Genomic DNA, 17104 nt, shown 5'->3' on the forward strand with positions numbered 1-17104 from the left:
ATAAGGAGTCCATGATGGAAGGTGCGGCCGCGCACAACGGGATGTTCGACGTGGTGGTGATCGGCTCCGGGCTGGCGGGCTCCACCCTGGCGGCGTGCCTGGCCGCCAACGGCGCGTACACGCTGGTGATCGACGCCGGCACGCACCCCCGCTTCGCCGTCGGCGAGTCGACGATCCCGTACACGTCGATGGCGATGCGGCTGATCAGCGAGCGGTACGGCGTGCCGGAGATCAAGTACCTGAGCACCTTCGAGTCGGTGTACGCGCACATCAACACCACCGGCGGGGTGAAGAGGAACTTCGGCTTCGTCTACCAGCGCCCGGGCGAGCAGCAGCGGCCCGAAGAAGCGAACATGTTCCAGATCCCGAAGATCCTGAACACCGAGAACCACTTCTTCCGGCAGGACATCGACAACTTCATGCTCACGGTCGCGGCGAAGTACGGCGCCGTGATCCGGCAGCAGACGCGCATCGCGGGTGTGCAGGTCGACGAGGACGGCGTGACGCTCGACGTCGGCCCCGGCGCGCCCGTGCGGGCCCGCTACCTGGTGGACGCCAGCGGCTTCCGTTCGGCGCTGGCCGAGCAGTTCGACCTGCGGGAGGAGCCGACCCGGCTCGAACACCACTCCCGCTCGCTGTTCACGCACATGGTCGGTGTGCGGCCGTACGACGACTTCGCGCCGCGCGAGACGTACGGCAACCCGACCCGCTGGCACGAGGGAACGCTGCACCACATCTTCGAGGGCGGCTGGATGTGGGTGATCCCGTTCGACAACCACCCCCGGTCCACCAATGACCTGTGCAGCGTCGGCGTGCAGTTCGACCCGCGCCGGTACCCGGTGCCGGACTGCTCGCCGGAGGAGGAGTTCCGCCAGTTCCTCGACCGGTACCCGGGCATCGCGCAGCAGTTCACCAACGCCACCCCGGTGCGCGAGTGGGTGCGCACGGGCCGCCTGCAGTACTCGCCGAAGAAGACGGTGGGCTATCGCTGGTGCCTCATGTCGCACGCGGCGGGCTTCGTCGACGCGCTGTTCTCGCGTGGCCTGTCGAACACCATGGAGATCATCAACGCGCTGACCCAGCGGCTGCTGGACGCGCTCAAGGACGACGACTTCGCCGTCGAGCGGTTCGAGTACGTGCAGGAGCTCGAGCAGGGTCAGCTCGACTTCAACGACGATCTGGTCAACAACGCGTACATCGCGTTCCGGGACTGGGACCTGTGGGATGCCTGGTTCCGGGTGTGGGCGCTGACCCAGATCCTCTCCACCTTCGAGATCAACCGGGGCTACGCGCTCTACTCCAAGACCCGCGACCCCGCCGTGCTGCGGCGGATGGAACGGCCGTGGTGGCGGGTGGAGCTGCGCGAGTTCGACCGGTCCAAGGTCGACGACCCGGACCACGCCGAGGTGCTCGAGTTCCTGGCCGGCGTCAGCCGGATGATGCGCGCCGTCGACGCGGGGGAGGCGGAGCCGAAGGACGTCGCCAAGCAGATCCGCGACCAGCTGGCCAGCGCGCGCTTCGTGCCGCCGGCGTTCGGCCTGGCCGACCCGGCGATTCGGATCACCGGCGCGTCCGCGGCCAAGGTGCTCGGCACCCTGCGCTGGGCGAAGCGGGACGCGCCGCCGGCGATCGGTGAGCTCACCTACGAGGGTCTGACCCTCTTCATGCGCAAGCGCTTCGCCCGGGGCGAGTTCGAGCCGGTCGAGGAGATCAAACAGAAACTCGCTGGCTGGCCGGTGCTCGGCTCCCGGCTGCGCGTCCCCGAGCCGAAGTAACCCGAGGAATTGGAGTGCACGGTGAGTGAATTGATCGAGGCCGAGAAGGCCACATATGACGTCGCCATTCTCGGCGCGGGTTTCGCCGGCTCGATGCTCGGCGCGATCCTGGCCCGCAACGGCGCGAAGGTGCTGCTGGTCGATGCCAAGGCGCACCCGAAGTTCGCCATCGGTGAGTCGACCATCCCCAACATGCTGGTGTCGCTGCGCACCATGTCCGAGCGGTACAAGGTGCCGGAGTTGATGACCCTGGCGACGCTGACCGCCTGCCAGAAGATCATCTCGCCCTGGCACGGCAAGAAGGACCACTTCGCCTTCCTCAACCACCAGGAGGGCAAGCCGCAGGACCCGAAGCAGGTCACGATGTTCAACTTCCCGAGCCTGCTGCACGAGACGCCGCACATGTACCGGCAGGACACCGACGCGTACCTGTTCCACGCGGCGATCAAGTACGGCTGCACGGCGCGGGTGAACTTCACGATCGCCGACGTCGACTTCGACGACTCCGGCGTCACGGTCAGTTCGACCCGGGGCGAGCAGTTCCGCAGCCGGTACGTGGTGGACGCCAGCGGCTACCGCTCGCCGCTGGCCGAGAAGTTCGGGCTGCGCGAGGACCCCTGCCGGTACAAGCACCACTCGCGGGCCGTGTGGAACCACATGATCGACCTCAAGACCACCGACGAGGTGTTCCAGCGCACCGGCGCGGACAAGCCGCCGGTGCCGTTCTACGAGGGCACCGTCCACCACCTGTTCCCGCGCGGCTGGTCGTGGGTGATCGCGTTCAACAACCACAAGGACTCGAAGAACCCGCTGTGCAGCGTGGGCCTCACGATGGACCCGCGGATGTACCCGAAGACTCCCGGCATGTCGCCGGAGGAGGACTTCTGGAAGCACATGCAGCGGTTCCCGGGCATGGCGGCGCAGTTCGAGGGCGCCCGGCCGATGCGGGAGTGGGTGGGCACGGACCGGGTGCAGTACTCGTCCAAGACCACCGTCGGCGACCGCTGGGTGCTGCTGGCCCACGCCGCGGCGTTCATCGACCCGCTGTTCTCCCGTGGTCTGTCCAACACCTGCGAGGCGGTCAACGTGCTGGCCTGGCGGATCCTGCGGGCGGTGGGTGACGACGACTTCTCGGCCGACCGGTTCGAGGGGGTGAACACCCGCCAGCAGGCGCTGTTCGACGGCAACGACAAGCTGGTCAACGCCGCGTACGCCTCGTTCGAGCACTACTCGCTGTGGACGGCCGTGTTCCGGATCTGGGCGTGGGGCTCGAACGCCGGCACGTTCCGGGCCCACGAGGCGTACCGCCGGTGGCGCTCCACCGGCGACGAGCGGCATCTGAACGAGCTGGAAGAGGTGAAGAACCCGGGTCTGCACTGGTCCGACCACGAGGGCTACGGCGAGCTGTTCGAGGACATGGTCAAGCAGTGCGGTGACTTCGAGGCCGGCAAGATCACCGGCGACGAGGCGGCGGATGCCCTCTACGACCACCTCAACCGGGCGCCCTTCGTGCCGGACCACTGGGGCTGGAAGGACCGCCACCTGCGGTTCATCAACCCGACCCCGCTCAAGATCGGCCGGACGATGCTCTGGGCGGCGACCAAGGCGCCGCCGGACGTGCGGCGGCTGATGCTCGGCTTCCTGCGCGAGGCCGGCAAGGAGCAGCTCATGGGCCGGAAGATCTTCTAGGAGACCGGATGACCACCATCGAACCCGACGCCCCGGTGTCGTACGACGTCGTGATCCTGGGCAGCCATCTGGCGACCGGCCTGCTCGCCACGGTACTGGCCAAGCAGGACCTGCGGGTCCTGCTCGTCGGCTCGCCCGACGACACGGTGCTGCCGTCCGGCGACAGCACCGTGCCGTACACGACCGCTGTGCTGCACCTGCTGGCCGAGCGGTTCGACGTGCCGGAGATCGCCTCCTTCGCGCACTTCGAGGACCTGCCGGACGCGGTGCGCCGGACCAGCGGGATCAAGAAGAGCCTCGCCTTCCTGCACCACACGGCGGGCCGCCGGCACGACCCGGCGCACGCCGTGCAGTTCCACGTGCCGGGCGAGCACAGCGAGTGGCACCTCTACCGGCCGGTCGTCGACGGGTACGCCCGGGAACTGGCCGTGCGGTACGGCGCGTCGGTGCTGCCGGAACGGGCGTCCACCACCGAGGTCCGGCTGGCGCCGGAGGCCGTACACCTGACCTTCGGCTCCGGACAGACGGTGACCGCGCGGTTCGTGGTGGACGCCCGCGACCAGGAGTCGCCCCTGCGGGCGGCGACCGCCGAGGGTGATCCGAGACCGCTGTTGCTGCGGTCGAAGATGATGCACGCCCACCTGCGCGGCGTCCGGCCGTTCGAGGAGTGCAGCCGGCTCGCCGACTACCACCGGGCGACGACCTGGTCGCGGGGGACCGTGCACCACCTCTTCGACGGCGGCTGGATCCAGGTGGTGGACTTCCGCAACCACGACGACGCGGCCAGCGACCTGTGCAGCGTGACGGTGGGGCTGGACCACGACCGGTTCGACGACCTGCCGGCGGATCCGGACGCCGCGTTCCGGGCACTGGTCGCGCCCTTCCCGAGCCTGGCGGAGCAGTTCGCGTCCGCCACGGCAGAGGGCGGCTGGACCACCTCGCCCCACTGGCAGCGCCGGTCGGCGGTGACCCACGGGCCACGGTGGTTCGCCATGGAGCGGTCGGCCTGCCGTACCGACGAGTTCCTGTCCCGGGACGTGACGATGACGGCGGAGATGGTCCACGCGCTCGGGGCCGCGCTGCCGCGAGCGCTGCGCGACGAGCCGGCGACGGGCGTCGTGCTGGCCGAGGCGGCGGCCTTCCAGGACGCCCTGATCGAGTTCAACGACCAGATCCTGGCCGCTGCCCGCACGGCCGCCGGCAGCTTCGCGTTGTGGAACGCGTACAGCCGGGTCTGGCTGCTCTGGCAGATCCTGGGCCACCTGTCGTTGAAGCGGGCCACCAACGATGCCCTGGCCGCCGGGACGTGGGATCCGGTCGAGCGGTTCGCCGACGGCGGGCTGTGGTTCCGCACCCCGGACGGTCTGCGCCAGATGTTGGACTGGTTCTTCGAGGTGTTCGCCCGGGTCCGGGCCGGTGGGCTGCGGCAGTCCGAGGCGGCGGACATGATCTTCCGCGAGCTGCGCCGGGCGCGGTTCGTGCCGCCGCTGTACCGGTTCGGCGACCCGAACGCGCGGTACTACCACTTCACGATGCCCCGTCGGCTCCTCATGGTGGCCTGGGTCATGACGGTGGCGCCCGCGGACTTCAAGCGGCTGCTCACCAAGGACAACGTGACCGGCCGGCGGGATGACGCGCCGTCGCCGACCCGGGGGCGGGCGTCGGTCGACGACGGGCGGGCGGCGGCCCACGACGTCGAACGCGCGGACGGCTCGGCCGCCGACGCGCCCGGCGTCACTCAGCCAGGTCGGCGGTGAGGTAGTGCTGGATTGTGCGACCCATCATCCGGGCCAGATCGTCGCGGTCGTGCCGGGACAGCTCGGTGCCGTCGATCAGGTAGCGGCACAGGGCCAGGCCGATCACCTGGGACGCGGCGAGCGCCGCCCGCAGCTCGTGTCGGTCGGGGCTGACGCCCTCGGCCAACGTGCCGAAGAACGCCCGTACGAACTCGTCGCGCATCAGCTCGGCGATCTCCTCACTGGTCAGCGAGGCGGACAGCCGGGCCCGGTAGGAGATCGTCGTACGAGGGCTGTCCCAGTGGGTGAGCAGGGCCGTCGCGGTGGCCCGACCCAGCCGGCGACGGCTGCCGGCCAGCAGCTGTTCGGCCAGCTCAACGGGGTTGCCGTCGACCTGCACCGCGTGCCGCAGGAGCTGCTCCTTGGAGCCGTAGTAGTGCCGCACGAGCCGCGGGTCGACACCTACGCGCCGGGCGACGCTGCGGATGCTCACCCCGGTCAGGCCGCACTCGGAGATCTCCCGCCGGGTGACGTCGAGGATCGCCTGCCGGATGCCGCTGCCACCGTCGAATCCCTGCTGCGTCGTCAAGGCAACCTCTTACGAGTTCCCGTACGCCCGAGCGCACGGCCCGATCAAATGCCTGAGTCTAGACCTTTGAGGATATGTCAGTCCGGTCCGGGTTGCTCCTGCAAGCCGGTCATTCCGTCGCGCCGGTTCACCGCGCGGCCGAGGGGGCACCGTGGACTTCGCCTGGACGCCTGAACAGCGGGACGCTTACGACGAGGTGCGCGCGAGCGCCGAGCGGGCTTTCCCGCCCACCGCCGACGCCAGCCGGCTGCACGACCGCGAGGCCTGGCGGCGTCTCGGTCGGTTGGGGCTGCTCGGCCTCTGCATTCCCGCCGAGTACGGCGGCGGCGGGCTGGGCGCCCTGGACACCGCGTTGCGTGTCGAGGCGTTCGGTCGGGGGTGCGCGGACACCGGTCTGGTGTTCGCGGCCAGCGCGCACCAGTTCGCGTGCGCGGTGCCGATCGCCGGGTTCGGCACACCGGAGGTGAAGAAGGGCCTCCTACCGCGGATCTGCTCGGGCGAGGTGGTGGCCGGCAACGCGATGACCGAGGCGGGCGCGGGCTCCGACGTCTCGCGGCTCGCCGTCACCGCGACGGAGACGGCGGACGGCTACCTGCTCAACGGCGAGAAGACGTTCGTGACCAACGGACCGGTGGCCGACGTGCTGGTGACCTACGCGACCACCGATCCGGCGGCCGCCCATCTCGGTGTCACCGCGTTCGTGCTGGACCGGGACACCCCCGGCCTGACGGTCAGCGAGCCGTTCGACAAGATGGGCCTCGTGTCGGCGCCGGCCGGCCGGGTGTCCTTTCAGGACTGCCTCGTGCCGGCGCAGCGGGTGCTCGGCGAGCCGGGCCAGGGCGCCGCGATCTTCCAGCACTCGATGCGCTGGGAGCGGGCCTGCCTGTTCGCCGGATACGTCGGCCTGCTGGACCGCCTGGTGGAGCGCTGCGTCGAGCACGTGACCTCGCGCCGCCAGTTCGGCCGGCGCATCAGCGACTTCCAGGCGGTCGCGAACCGGATCGTCGAGATGAAGCTGCGGACGGAGTCGGCGCGGCTGCTGCTCTATCGCTGCTGCTGGGAGATGGACAACGGCGGCGGCTCGGAACTCAACGTGGCGTTGTCGAAGCTGGCCGTCTCGGAGGCGGCGGTCGCCGGGGCGCTCGACGCGGTGCGCCTGTTCGGTGGACTCGGATACCTGCGCGACACCGGGATCGAGACCATGCTGCGCGACGCCGTCCCCAGCACGATCTTCTCCGGCACGTCGGACGTCCAGCGTCTGCTCATCGCCCGCGAACTGGGCCTGTGAGGGCCGCGGCTTGACCAGGGAGGTGTCGACCGTGCGGGACGTGGACCAGTCCGACACGCCGGGTGGCGCGGGAATCCACGGCTACGTGGCCGAGTGGGCCCGGCGTACACCGGACGCGCCGGCGGTGATCGCGGACGACGGCCAGCTCACGTACGCGGAGCTGACGACGGCCGCGCGGCGCCTGGCGGCGGGGCTGGCGCGTGCGGGGGTGTCCCCGGGCGACCGGGTGGTGCTGTGGTCCGACAAACGGGCCGACGCGGTGGCCGTCATGCAGGCGGCGCTGTCGTTGGGGGCGCCGTACGTTCCGGTGTCCGCGGCGAACCCGCCCGCCCGGGTGTGGCGCATCGCGGCCGACTGCGCGGCGACCGTCGTCGTGGCGGACGGTCCGGCCGCCGACCGGGTCGCCCGCGAAGGCGGTGTTCCGGACGGGCCACCGCTGGTGTCGCTGGACGAGTTGCAGCGGTTGGGGGCCGAGAGTGACCTGCCGCCGGTGCACCGACCGGCCCCGGACCAGCCCGCGTACATCCTCTACACCTCCGGGTCGACGGGCGCCCCGAAGGGCGTCAGCCTGAGCCACCGCAACGCGGCGGCGTTCGTCGAGTGGGCCGGTGACCTGCTCGCCGTGTCGCCACGGGACCGGCTGGCCAACCACGCCCCGTTCAACTTCGACCTGTCGGTCTTCGACCTCTACGCGGCGTTCCGCGCGGGCGCGTCGGTGCACCTGGTCCCGGCCGAGCTGGCCTACGCGCCGGTGCAGTTGGCGCGGTTCGTGCGCGACGAGGGCATCACCATCTGGTACTCCGTGCCGTCCGCGCTGACCCTGATGATCCGGGACGGCGGGTTGCTGGACGGCCCGCCGCCGCCGGCCCTGCGGGCCTGCGTCTTCGCCGGCGAGGTGATGCCGATCCGGTACGTGCACGAACTCCGTGCCGCCTGGCCGGGCGTGCGGCTGCTCAACTGGTACGGGCCCACCGAGACCAACGTCTGCGCGTCGTACGAGGTGACCGACGCCGACGAGGGGCGCGACCGCCCGTTGCCGATCGGCCGACCGGCCAGCGGCGCGGTGTTGACCCTGGTCCCGCCGAGCCTCGACGGCGCAGGTGCCGCTGGTGGCGGCGACTGCCCGGAGGGCGAGATCGTGGCGGACGGGCCCACGGTGATGCTCGGCTACTGGGGGCGGGAGCCGCAGCGTGGACCGTACCGAACGGGTGATCTCGGGCGGATGTCGTCCGACGGCACGCTGGAATACCTGGGCCGCCGCGACGACATGGCCAAGGTGCGCGGCAACCGGGTGGAGCCCGGCGAGATCGAGGCCGTCCTCGCCGCGCATCCGGACGTCGCGGCGGCCGCGGTGGTCGTCGCCGGCGCCGGGCTCGCCGCGCGGCTGCACGCGGTCGTGGTGCCGGCGGGCGACCGCCGGCCCGGCCTGCTGGAGATCAAGCGCTGGTGCGCCGGACAGCTGCCGACCTACATGATCGTCGACTCCGTCCAGGCGGCCACGAGCCTACCGCTCACCCCGAACGGAAAGACCGATCGAGCCGCGCTGCTGGCGGCGATCGAAGGAGGTGGACCATTACTGGCACCGAACTAGTCAACGTGGAACCGAGTGCGTTCCTGGCGATCATGGGCTCGCTGGCCAGCGGCGTCAGCGTGGTGACCGCGATCGACGCGTCCGGTCGGCCGCACGGCCTGACCTCGTCGTCGGTCTGCAGCGTCTCCAAGGACCCGCCACTGCTGCTGTTCTGCGTGCGGCAGGTGAGTTCGACCCTGGACGCCATCCGGGAGACCGGCGGATTCGCCGTCAACTTCCTCGACGCCGACGGCCACGAGGTCTCCGAACTGTTCGCCAGCTACAGCAGCGACAAGTTCGCCAATGTGGCCTGGCGTCCCGGCGACGTGGCCGGCATGCCACGGCTGGAACCGACCGTCGCCTTCACCGAGTGCGCGCTGCATGACGTGATCACCGCTGGTGATCACGCCATCGTGCTCGGCCGTCTCGTCGGTGGGGCGACGGCGCCGGACCGATTCCCGCTGGGGTATTGGCGCGGGACATATGTCCGGGTCTCTCGCCCCCATTACCGACGAGAGGAGCGCAACGGGCAGCGTCCCAGCGATCCTTCCCAGTCAATCCATCTCGAGTAGGGAAACAGAGTGGACAAGAACCAACCAGCGACCCACAGCGCCGCATGGACATGGGTCGCGGCCCTGGTCGCGGTGTTCATGGTCGCAATCGACACCCTCGTCGTCACGACGACGCTACCGGTCATCCGTACCGAGCTCGGCGCGAGCCTTGAAGATCTTGAATGGATCGTCAACGCGTACACGCTCACCTTCGCCGTCTTTCTGTTGACCGGCGCGGCGCTCGGTGACCGCTTCGGCCGGCGCAAGGTCTTCACCATCGCGCTGCTGGTCTTCACCATTGCGTCCGGGCTGGCGGGCCTCGCCGACAACATCGAGTTCCTGATCGCCGCACGCGCGGTGCAGGGCCTGGGCGCGGCGGTCGTTCTCCCGCTGACCCTCACGCTGTTGGCCAGTGTGGTGCCGGCACGTCAGCGCGGCCACGCGTTCGGGTTGTGGGGCGCGATGGTGGGTCTCGGTATCGCCCTCGGGCCGGTCATCGGCGGCGCGGTGACCGAAGCCTGGTCCTGGCAGTGGATCTTCTGGGTCAACGTGCCCATCGGTCTGCTGCTGCTGCCGGTGATGACGCGGGTTCGCGAGAGCCGTGGCGGCTACGGTCGCCTGGACCCGGTGGGCGTCGTCCTGGTCACCGCCGGCATGCTCGGCATCGTGTCCAGCCTCGTGCGGGGCAACAGCGCCGGCTGGGACAGCCCCTCCATCCTGGCGGGGTTCATCGTCGGCGGTCTCCTCGTGCTCGTGTTCATCTTCTGGCAGTCGCGGGCACGCACGCCGATGGTGCCGCTGTCGTTGTTCCGCAGCCGTGGCTTCAGTCTCACCATGGTGGCGACCATCATCATGCCGTTCGGCGTCTTCGGCGCCGTCTTCCTCGGCACCCAGTACCTGCAGAGCGTCCTCGGCTACTCGCCACTGGAGGCTGGCGTTCGCACGCTGCCGTGGACGGCCATGCCGATGATCGCGGCACCGATCTCGGGCATCCTGACCGACAAGATCGGCGGTAAGCCGCTGGTGATCCTGGGCCTGACGATGCAGGCCATCGGCGTGGGCTGGATCGGCTCGGTCGTCGGCGACCTGACGTACTCGAAGCTGGTGGTGCCGTTCGTCATCACCGGGCTCGGCCTGGGCATCTTCCTCGCGCCGATCGGCCGCCTGGCCTTCGGGTTCGCGCCCGCCGAGCTGGAGGGCGTGGCGTCCGGTGTGTCCAACGCGATCCGCCAGACCGGCACCGTGATGGGCGTGTCGGTGGGTGGCGCGATCCTCGGCGCGAACGGCGGCTACGAGTCCGTGACCACGTTCGTCAACGGCCTGGAGGAGGCCCACCTGGTGGCCGCCTGTGCGCTTGCCGCGGGCGCGGTCATCGCGCTGTTCATTCCGCACCTGCGCACCCAGGGTCACGGCCACGCGGTCGAGGAGGACGAGGAGGAGGTCCTCGCGGCGGGCGCCCCGACCTGAGCGGTCCACGGGAATCGAGGCCCCGGCCCTGCGGTCGGGGCCTCGATCGCGCCAGGGGGGCTTGGCGCGATCGAATCCATCGATGGTGAGGTGGCTGACCACCGGTAGCTCGTGTCGCAATGTCGGCAGGCGCGATGGTGGGAGCTGGTTGCGTCGCGGAGGCGGCGGGCGCCGGCTCGACGTGCCCGGTCCGGGACGTCACGGCGCGGACCGCAGGGTCGTGGCGGGCTACATCGGCATTGGCGCACGTCAACCGGGTTGGCCGGTGGCGGGCGATTGCCGTGCTCGCATTCGTGTGCGACATCTCTGCCCGGCGCCTGATGCCCGATGAGACCTATTCGGGCCGTAACGGTCTGCAACCCGACCGGTGCCGCGTGATCGCCCACCCATTTAGGGGGGGACAGCGCGGCCGTCGGCAGGATAACATCCATCGATGAACTGGCGGTACGCTAATGGGGGATGGGGCCACCAGGGATATGAAGTCATCAGCACTGGCGGTTACGGATGTCCAGGTACTCTTCTACGAGCCAGAAGGGCTTTTATTGACAGCGGGACTATTGCCGGCGGACGTAGGCGGGCACGAGTTCCGCGTAATGTTTCAATTAAGTTACCTGGGCACTGGTGAGATTACGGCGCACGTCGGCTTCCAACAGTGCGACGGCACCGACAAGACGGCTCCCGAGTTCGTCACGGTGGAATTGCTGGGAGCGGCACGACACCGTATGCCCATTATCTGGACGGCCTCGGCATCGGTGCGCGCGGAGCAGGTGAACTGCCGGCTCGTCATCTGGGGGGAACCCGCCGGCGAGGACCTGTTGCGGGGGGAGTTGATCGCCGAGGTCTCCGGGCGGCTGCCGGTGTTGACGGCCAGTTGCCAGGCATCGGTGACGCAGGCGGAACTGCCCACCCGGCAGCGGGTCGCCTAGCGGGCTGGCTGCCCTCCGTCGTGGGCGGAGGGCAGCCAGCCCTCGGGGGTAGGCGACATGGCAGTCCCTTCGCGGGTCAGCGGCTCGTCAGATCGGCCGCACGGCTGGTGAGGCGGGCTATCGGATCACGCCTGCGGTGAGCTGGCCCCCTGCTGCCACGGCCGTAGGCGGGGAATCCACGCCGGGACCGCGGCGCGGTACGTGTCGTACGCGGCGCCGTATCGTCGGCGCAGACCGGGTTCCTCGTAGAACCGCACGAACGCGGCCTGGATGAGGGCGATGGCCAACCCGTACCACAGGAGCGAGGCCTGGCCGAAGATCAGTGCCTGGCCGAGGATGGCCGTCACCACCGCGACGTACATCGGGTTGCGGACGTACCGGTAGGGGCCGCCGATCACCAGGTGTTCGGTCGGCGCCACCGGGGCCGGAGTGCCCAGCCCCTCCACGACGAAGCGCACGAACGACTGTAGGAGAAACGCCACCGCGGCGACCAGCATCAGCGCGCCGAGGACTCGAACCGGCTGGTAGTAGGCGAACGGTGTTTCCACCTCCCAGTCGGAAATCCACCATGGACCGAAGCCGGCGACCACACCCGGCGCGGCGCAAAAGAAGACAAGACTTCCGACGACGGCCCGTGTTCGTAGCACTGCGCCATGCTACGGCGCGTGCGGGGCACCATGTCAAGGCATCGTTACGTACTGTTGTCGTTGCCTGTCCGCAGAACCTCCGTATTTCCGCACGTAGGAAGGCGATACTATGGCGTTTGCCCCCATACGATGAATAGGGCATGCGATGAACTGGGAAAGGTGAACTTGTGGGCGCGGAGGTGTCCCCGAACGGTGCTCCACGACGGCGGACGGGGCGACGTGTCGGGCCGACGGTGAGCCATCAGCTCATCCTCGAGATCGCTCGTGGCCAGTTCGCGGAGCGGGGCTACGAGGGCACCACGGTCCGCACCATCGCCCAGGAGGCGGGCGTCGACAGCGCGCTGGTGCACCACTTCTTCCTCACCAAGGAAGGCCTGTTCGAGGCGGCGGTGCGTGGTGCCCTGCAGCCGCCGGATCTGGTGGAGCGGGCGATGAAGGGCCCTCGTGGCCAGGTCGGCCGACGTGCTGTCGAGCTGTTCTTCAGTCACTGGGACGAGCCCGACACGGCGGCGCGACTCGGCGGCATCCTCCGGTCGATGACGGCCAACGACATGGCGGCGGACGCCGTCCGTAACTTCCTCGGCGACCAGGTGATCCTCCCGCTGGCCCGGGCCCTGGGTCACTCCCAGCCGGAGCTGCGCGCCGCCATGGTCGGCTCGCACCTGATCGGTCTCGCCACCACCCGGTACGTCTTCCGCGTCCCGGCGATCGCCGAGCTCACCGCCGCCGCTCTGGCCGCGGGCACGGGCAAGGCCATCCAGACCTACCTCACGGGCGTCCTGGCCTGATCGGTCCGCCCTCGGTGGGCGGGCTCCACCGTCGTCGCGCCAGTGGCCGACGTCGATCCCTGCGCGGCATCCCCCTTGACGAACCCGCGTGGGCTTCTAGAATTCATCGAACAGGGATGTCATCAGAGGGGGAAGCGCCGGTGGGTTTCCCGGCCTCCCGGGTGACGCCCCACGGGGGAGACCACGTCCGGCGACCTGGGAGGGGTTTGTGCCGACAGACCAACGCGACGAGATACTCGGCCAACTGATGGTGTACGTGCGCCACGAGCTGATTGGCGACCAGGACGAGGCGGTCACCGGGGTTGACCTGCGCCCCGACTCGCCACTGCTGGAGTGGGGCGTTCTGAACTCACTGAACACAGCTCGGCTCATCGCGTTCGTCCGGGCGGAGCTCGACGTCGACGTGCCGCCTTCGCACATCACGGGACGGCACTTCCGGAGTCTCGACACCATCACCGATCTGATCCTGTCGTTGCCCCGCGCCTGACAGGCCTGCCGAGGAGGCGCCATGAACACCAAGCCAGCAGAGTGGGACATCGGCATCATCGGAGGCGGACCCGCCGGGTCCACGGCCGCCGCCTACCTGGCCAAGGCGGGGCTGTCCGTCGTGGTCTTCGAGAGCGCCCACTTCCCCCGCGAGCACGTGGGCGAGTCGTTGGTCCCGGCCACCACGCCGGTGCTGTTGGAGACCGGGGCGATGGCAGCCGTCGAGGCGGCCGGCTTCCCGCGCAAGTTCGGCGCGGCGTGGACGTCGGCCGAGTCGCGGCCGGTGAGCCACATGGGCTTCTCCAACCTCACCCACGACTTCCGGCTCGCCGAGGTCATGTTCAACGAGCGGGATCAGGCCGGCGTCGACCGCGATTACACGTTCCACGTCGACCGGGGCAAGTTCGACCAGATCCTGCTGGAGAACGCGGCGAGTCTCGGCGCGGAGGTCCACCACGGCGTGCGGGTCAACCGCGTCGACTTCGAGGGCGAACACCCCGTGCTGCACACCCGGTCCGCGGACGGGCAACGCGAGGTGCCGGTGCGCATGGTGATCGACGCCAGTGGCCGGAACACCACGTTGGGCAGCCAGCTCAAGGTGAAGGTGGCCGACTCGGTCTTCAACCAGTACGCGATCCACACCTGGTTCGACGGCTTCGATCGACAGGCGCTCTCGGCCGAGCAGGCGAAGTCGGACTTCATCTTCATCCACTTCCTGCCGCTGACCGACAGCTGGGTGTGGCAGATCCCCATCACCGAGACGGTCACGTCGATCGGCGTCGTCACCCAGAAAAGCCGGTTCGCCGAGGCGGCCCGGGAGGATCTCGAAGGGTTCTTCTGGGAGTGCGTGGGCAGCCGGCCCGAGCTGGAGGCAGCCCTGCGCAGCTCGAAGCAGGTGCGGCCGTTCAAGGCCGAGGGCGACTACAGCTACGCGATGAAGCAGATCTGCGGCGACAACTTCGTCATGATCGGGGACGCCGCCCGCTTCGTGGATCCCATCTTCTCCACCGGCGTCAGCATCGCGCTCAACAGCGCCCGGCTGGCCTGTAACGACATCATCGCCGCCGCCGAGGCGGGCGACTTCAAGCGCGAGCGGTTCGCCACCTACGAGATGCTGCTGCGGCGCGGCGTCCGCAACTGGTACGAGTTCATCTCGGCCTACTACCGGCTCAACATCCTGTTCACCGCGTTCGTCCAGGACCCGCGGTATCGCCTCGACGTGCTGAAGATGTTGCAGGGCAACATGTACGACGAGGCCGAGCCCAAGGCGCTCGTCGAGATGCGGAACGTCATCCGGGCCGTTGAGCAGGACCCCGAACACCTCTGGCATCCGTATCTCGGTGAGCTGTCCGCTCCGACGGCGGCTCCCATCTTCTGACCACAAGGGGGCCGTGCGGCCCCGGTAGGGGGGACATCAGTGAGCGTGGGCAGCAGTGTGTTCAGCGACCTGGCTGTGCACCACGTCGAATTCCATGTGACCGACGCGGTCTGGGCCGCACGCGAGCTCGCCGCACAGTACGGCTTCGCCGTCGTCGGTTCGCGCCGCGACGAGGACCACGTGTCGGTGGCACTGCGGCAGGGTTCGACGGTTCTCGTGGTCACCGAGGGGCTCACCGACGCGCACCCGGCCAGCCTGTACGTGCAGCAGCACGGCGACGGCGTGGCCGACCTGGCGATGCGTACCGCGGACGCGGCGGCGGCGTTCGAGGTCGCGGTGTCCCGCGGCGCGCGGACGGTGGTGGAACCCACCGTCCGCGACGGGTTCGTCACGGCCACGGTCGGCGGCTTCGGCGACGTGACGCACACCTTCGTCCAGCCACCCGAGGGGTCGGCCGGCCCGGTGCTGCCCGGCCTGACGCCCGGTCTTCCGGACGGGCACCTGCCGGAGGCGGGGCCGGCTCTGGGGCTGGGGGTGGTCGACCACCTCGCCGTCTGTCTCGAGGCGGGCACGCTCGACCCGACCGTCGACTTTTACCGCACGGTGCTGGATTTCGACATGACGTTCGAGGAGCACATCCTCGTCGGCAGCCAGGCGATGTTCTCCAAGGTGGTGCAGAGCCCGTCGCGGTTGGTCACGCTCACGCTCATCGAGCCGGACGCCTCGGCCGCCGCCGGGCAGATCGACGACTTCCTCAAGGGGCACGGTGGCCCCGGTGTGCAGCACGTGGCGCTGTGCTCACCGGACATCGTGTCGGCGATCTCGGCGTTGACCGATCGGGGCGTGGAGTTCCTGCGCACGCCGGAGACCTACTACGACCTGCTCGGCCAGCGACTCGACCTCGCCCGGTACGACGTGAACCAGCTGCGGTCCCGCAACATCCTCGTCGACGAGGACCACGACGGCCAGCTGTTCCAGATCTTCGCCAGGTCCACCCATCCGCGCCGGACGTTCTTCTTCGAGGTCATCGAGCGGCTGGGTGCGCGCACCTTCGGCAGCGGGAACATCCGGGCGCTGTACGAGGCGGTCGAGGCGGAGCGGACCAAGACCCACGACGTCCTGTGACCACCATCGCGGCCCAGGGAACCGACCTCGCCGGCCTGCTCTGCCTCGACGACGTGGCGTTGGCGGCGCGGCGGGTGCTGACCGAGCCCGTCTGGGACTACGTGGCCGGGGGCAGCGGCACCGAGTCGACGCTGCGCGACAACCGGGACGCGTTCGACCGGGTGCACCTGGTCCCCCGGGTGCTGGTGGGTACGGACACCTGCGACCTCGGCACGGAGTTGCTGGGCACGCCGATGGGTCTGCCCGTCGGGGTGGCGCCGATGGCCTACCAGCGGCTCCTGCACCCGGACGGCGAGGTGGCGCTCGCCGAGGCGGCCCGGGACGAGGGCGCGGTCTTCGTCGCCAGCATGCTCAGCAGCGAGCCGGTCGAGCGGATCGCCGCCACCCAGGCGGAGGTCTGGATGCAGCTCTACTGGCTGCGCGACCGCGGGCTGGTCGCCGATCTGGTGGCCCGCGCCGAGGCCGCTGGCTGCCGGGCTCTCATGCTGACGGTCGACGTGCCCCGAATGGGTCGTCGCCTGCGGGACATGCGGTCCGGGTTCACACTGCCCGACGACGTGGTGGCCGCCAACCTGCCGCCGGAGGTCGGCGCGGCAGCGCACTCCGGCGGTCTGCACAGTTCGGCGCTGATGGTGCACACCGGTCTCGCTTTCGACCCGAGGCTGTCCTGGCGGGATCTGGACTGGCTGCGGCGACGGACGCGGCTGCCGATCGTGGTGAAGGGCGTCCTGCACGCGGACGACGCGGTGCGCGCGACGGACCTCGGGGCGGACGCGGTCGTGGTGTCCAACCACGGCGGCCGCCAGCTCGACGGCGCGGTGCCCAGCATCGCGGCGCTGGAGCCGGTGGTCGCGGCCGTGGCCGACCGGTGCGCGGTGCTCCTGGACAGCGGCGTCCGTAGCGGCGTGGACGTGGCGCGGGCGCTGGCCCTCGGCGCGTCCGCGGTGCTGGTGGGTCGGCCCGCTCTCTGGGGGTTGGCGGTGGGTGGCCGGGCCGGGGCCCGCCGGGTGCTCTCGTTGCTGCGGGCCGAGTTGGAGGATGCGATGGCGATGATGGGCTGCGCCGACCTGCGGGCGCTGGGCCACGGCA

The 17104-nt window shown here is 69.9% G+C and carries 14 protein-coding genes and 1 pseudogene; 13 read left to right on the top strand and 2 right to left on the bottom strand.

All coding sequences use genetic code 11. The annotated features are described in order from the left end of the window. Positions 1-14: 14 nt before the first annotated feature. The 3 genes from AB0B55_RS00310 to AB0B55_RS00320 are packed head-to-tail and all read left to right on the top strand — an operon-like array spanning position 15 to position 5221. On the top strand, positions 15-1775 hold the full coding sequence (locus AB0B55_RS00310) for a tryptophan 7-halogenase (protein WP_357125224.1): 1761 nt from the start codon (positions 15-17) through the stop codon (positions 1773-1775). A gap of 21 nt (positions 1776-1796) precedes the next feature. Further along, complete coding sequence (locus AB0B55_RS00315; RefSeq protein ID WP_355047928.1) at positions 1797-3464, top strand: NAD(P)/FAD-dependent oxidoreductase; 1668 nt, start codon at positions 1797-1799, stop codon at positions 3462-3464. A gap of 8 nt (positions 3465-3472) precedes the next feature. Further along, a complete protein-coding gene (locus AB0B55_RS00320) occupies positions 3473-5221 on the top strand; it encodes a hypothetical protein (protein ID WP_357125228.1) in 1749 nt (582 codons plus the stop codon). Here AB0B55_RS00320 and AB0B55_RS00325 read toward each other — a convergent pair. Beyond that, entirely contained in the window at positions 5199-5789 is a 591-nt protein-coding gene (locus AB0B55_RS00325) for a TetR family transcriptional regulator (RefSeq protein ID WP_357125231.1), read from the bottom strand. The genes AB0B55_RS00320 and AB0B55_RS00325 overlap by 23 nt on opposite strands. A 151-nt stretch (positions 5790-5940) precedes the next feature. On the opposite strand from AB0B55_RS00325, the gene AB0B55_RS00330 reads away from it, so the two are divergent. The 5 genes from AB0B55_RS00330 to AB0B55_RS00350 all read left to right on the top strand — a co-directional run bounded on the left by AB0B55_RS00330 (position 5941) and on the right by AB0B55_RS00350 (position 11591). Further along, entirely contained in the window at positions 5941-7077 is a 1137-nt protein-coding gene (locus AB0B55_RS00330) for an acyl-CoA dehydrogenase family protein (RefSeq protein WP_357125234.1), read from the top strand. 31 nt (positions 7078-7108) lie between these two features. Then, positions 7109-8668, top strand: coding sequence for an amino acid adenylation domain-containing protein (locus AB0B55_RS00335; protein ID WP_357169064.1), 1560 nt, complete (start codon positions 7109-7111; stop codon positions 8666-8668). 5 nt (positions 8669-8673) lie between these two features. Beyond that, entirely contained in the window at positions 8674-9219 is a 546-nt protein-coding gene (locus tag AB0B55_RS00340) for a flavin reductase family protein (RefSeq protein ID WP_357125241.1), read from the top strand. Between the two features lie 9 nt (positions 9220-9228). Then, positions 9229-10665 (top strand): MFS transporter, encoded by a 1437-nt coding sequence (locus AB0B55_RS00345; RefSeq protein WP_357125244.1) that lies wholly within the window; start codon positions 9229-9231, stop codon positions 10663-10665. A 722-nt stretch (positions 10666-11387) separates the two neighbouring features. Then, the gene (locus tag AB0B55_RS00350; RefSeq protein ID WP_357125247.1) at positions 11388-11591 is read left to right on the top strand and encodes a hypothetical protein; all 204 of its coding nucleotides are present in this window, start codon (positions 11388-11390) and stop codon (positions 11589-11591) included. 125 nt (positions 11592-11716) lie between these two features. On the opposite strand, the gene AB0B55_RS00355 is transcribed toward AB0B55_RS00350, so the two are convergent. Next, positions 11717-12139, bottom strand: a complete 423-nt coding sequence (locus tag AB0B55_RS00355; RefSeq protein ID WP_357125250.1) for an isoprenylcysteine carboxylmethyltransferase family protein — start codon at positions 12137-12139, stop codon at positions 11717-11719. A gap of 332 nt (positions 12140-12471) precedes the next feature. Between AB0B55_RS00355 and AB0B55_RS00360 the strand changes: the two genes are divergently transcribed. From AB0B55_RS00360 to AB0B55_RS00380, 5 genes and pseudogenes are all read left to right on the top strand, one after another. After that, the gene (locus AB0B55_RS00360; protein WP_357125254.1) at positions 12472-13026 is read left to right on the top strand and encodes a TetR family transcriptional regulator; all 555 of its coding nucleotides are present in this window, start codon (positions 12472-12474) and stop codon (positions 13024-13026) included. A gap of 208 nt (positions 13027-13234) precedes the next feature. Beyond that, on the top strand, positions 13235-13513 hold the full coding sequence (locus AB0B55_RS00365) for a phosphopantetheine-binding protein (RefSeq protein ID WP_355047938.1): 279 nt from the start codon (positions 13235-13237) through the stop codon (positions 13511-13513). 21 nt (positions 13514-13534) lie between these two features. Then, on the top strand, positions 13535-14890 hold the full coding sequence (locus tag AB0B55_RS00370) for an NAD(P)/FAD-dependent oxidoreductase (RefSeq protein WP_357125257.1): 1356 nt from the start codon (positions 13535-13537) through the stop codon (positions 14888-14890). A gap of 45 nt (positions 14891-14935) precedes the next feature. Further along, positions 14936-16015, top strand: coding sequence for a 4-hydroxyphenylpyruvate dioxygenase (gene hppD, locus AB0B55_RS00375; protein WP_357125260.1), 1080 nt, complete (start codon positions 14936-14938; stop codon positions 16013-16015). A 35-nt stretch (positions 16016-16050) separates the two neighbouring features. Continuing rightward, positions 16051-17091: pseudogene (locus tag AB0B55_RS00380) on the top strand (alpha-hydroxy acid oxidase); the annotation flags it as partial. Positions 17092-17104: the final 13 nt, after the last annotated feature.

The sequence above is a fragment of the Micromonospora sp. NPDC049107 genome (assembly GCF_040648595.1).
Classification (GTDB): domain Bacteria; phylum Actinomycetota; class Actinomycetes; order Mycobacteriales; family Micromonosporaceae; genus Micromonospora.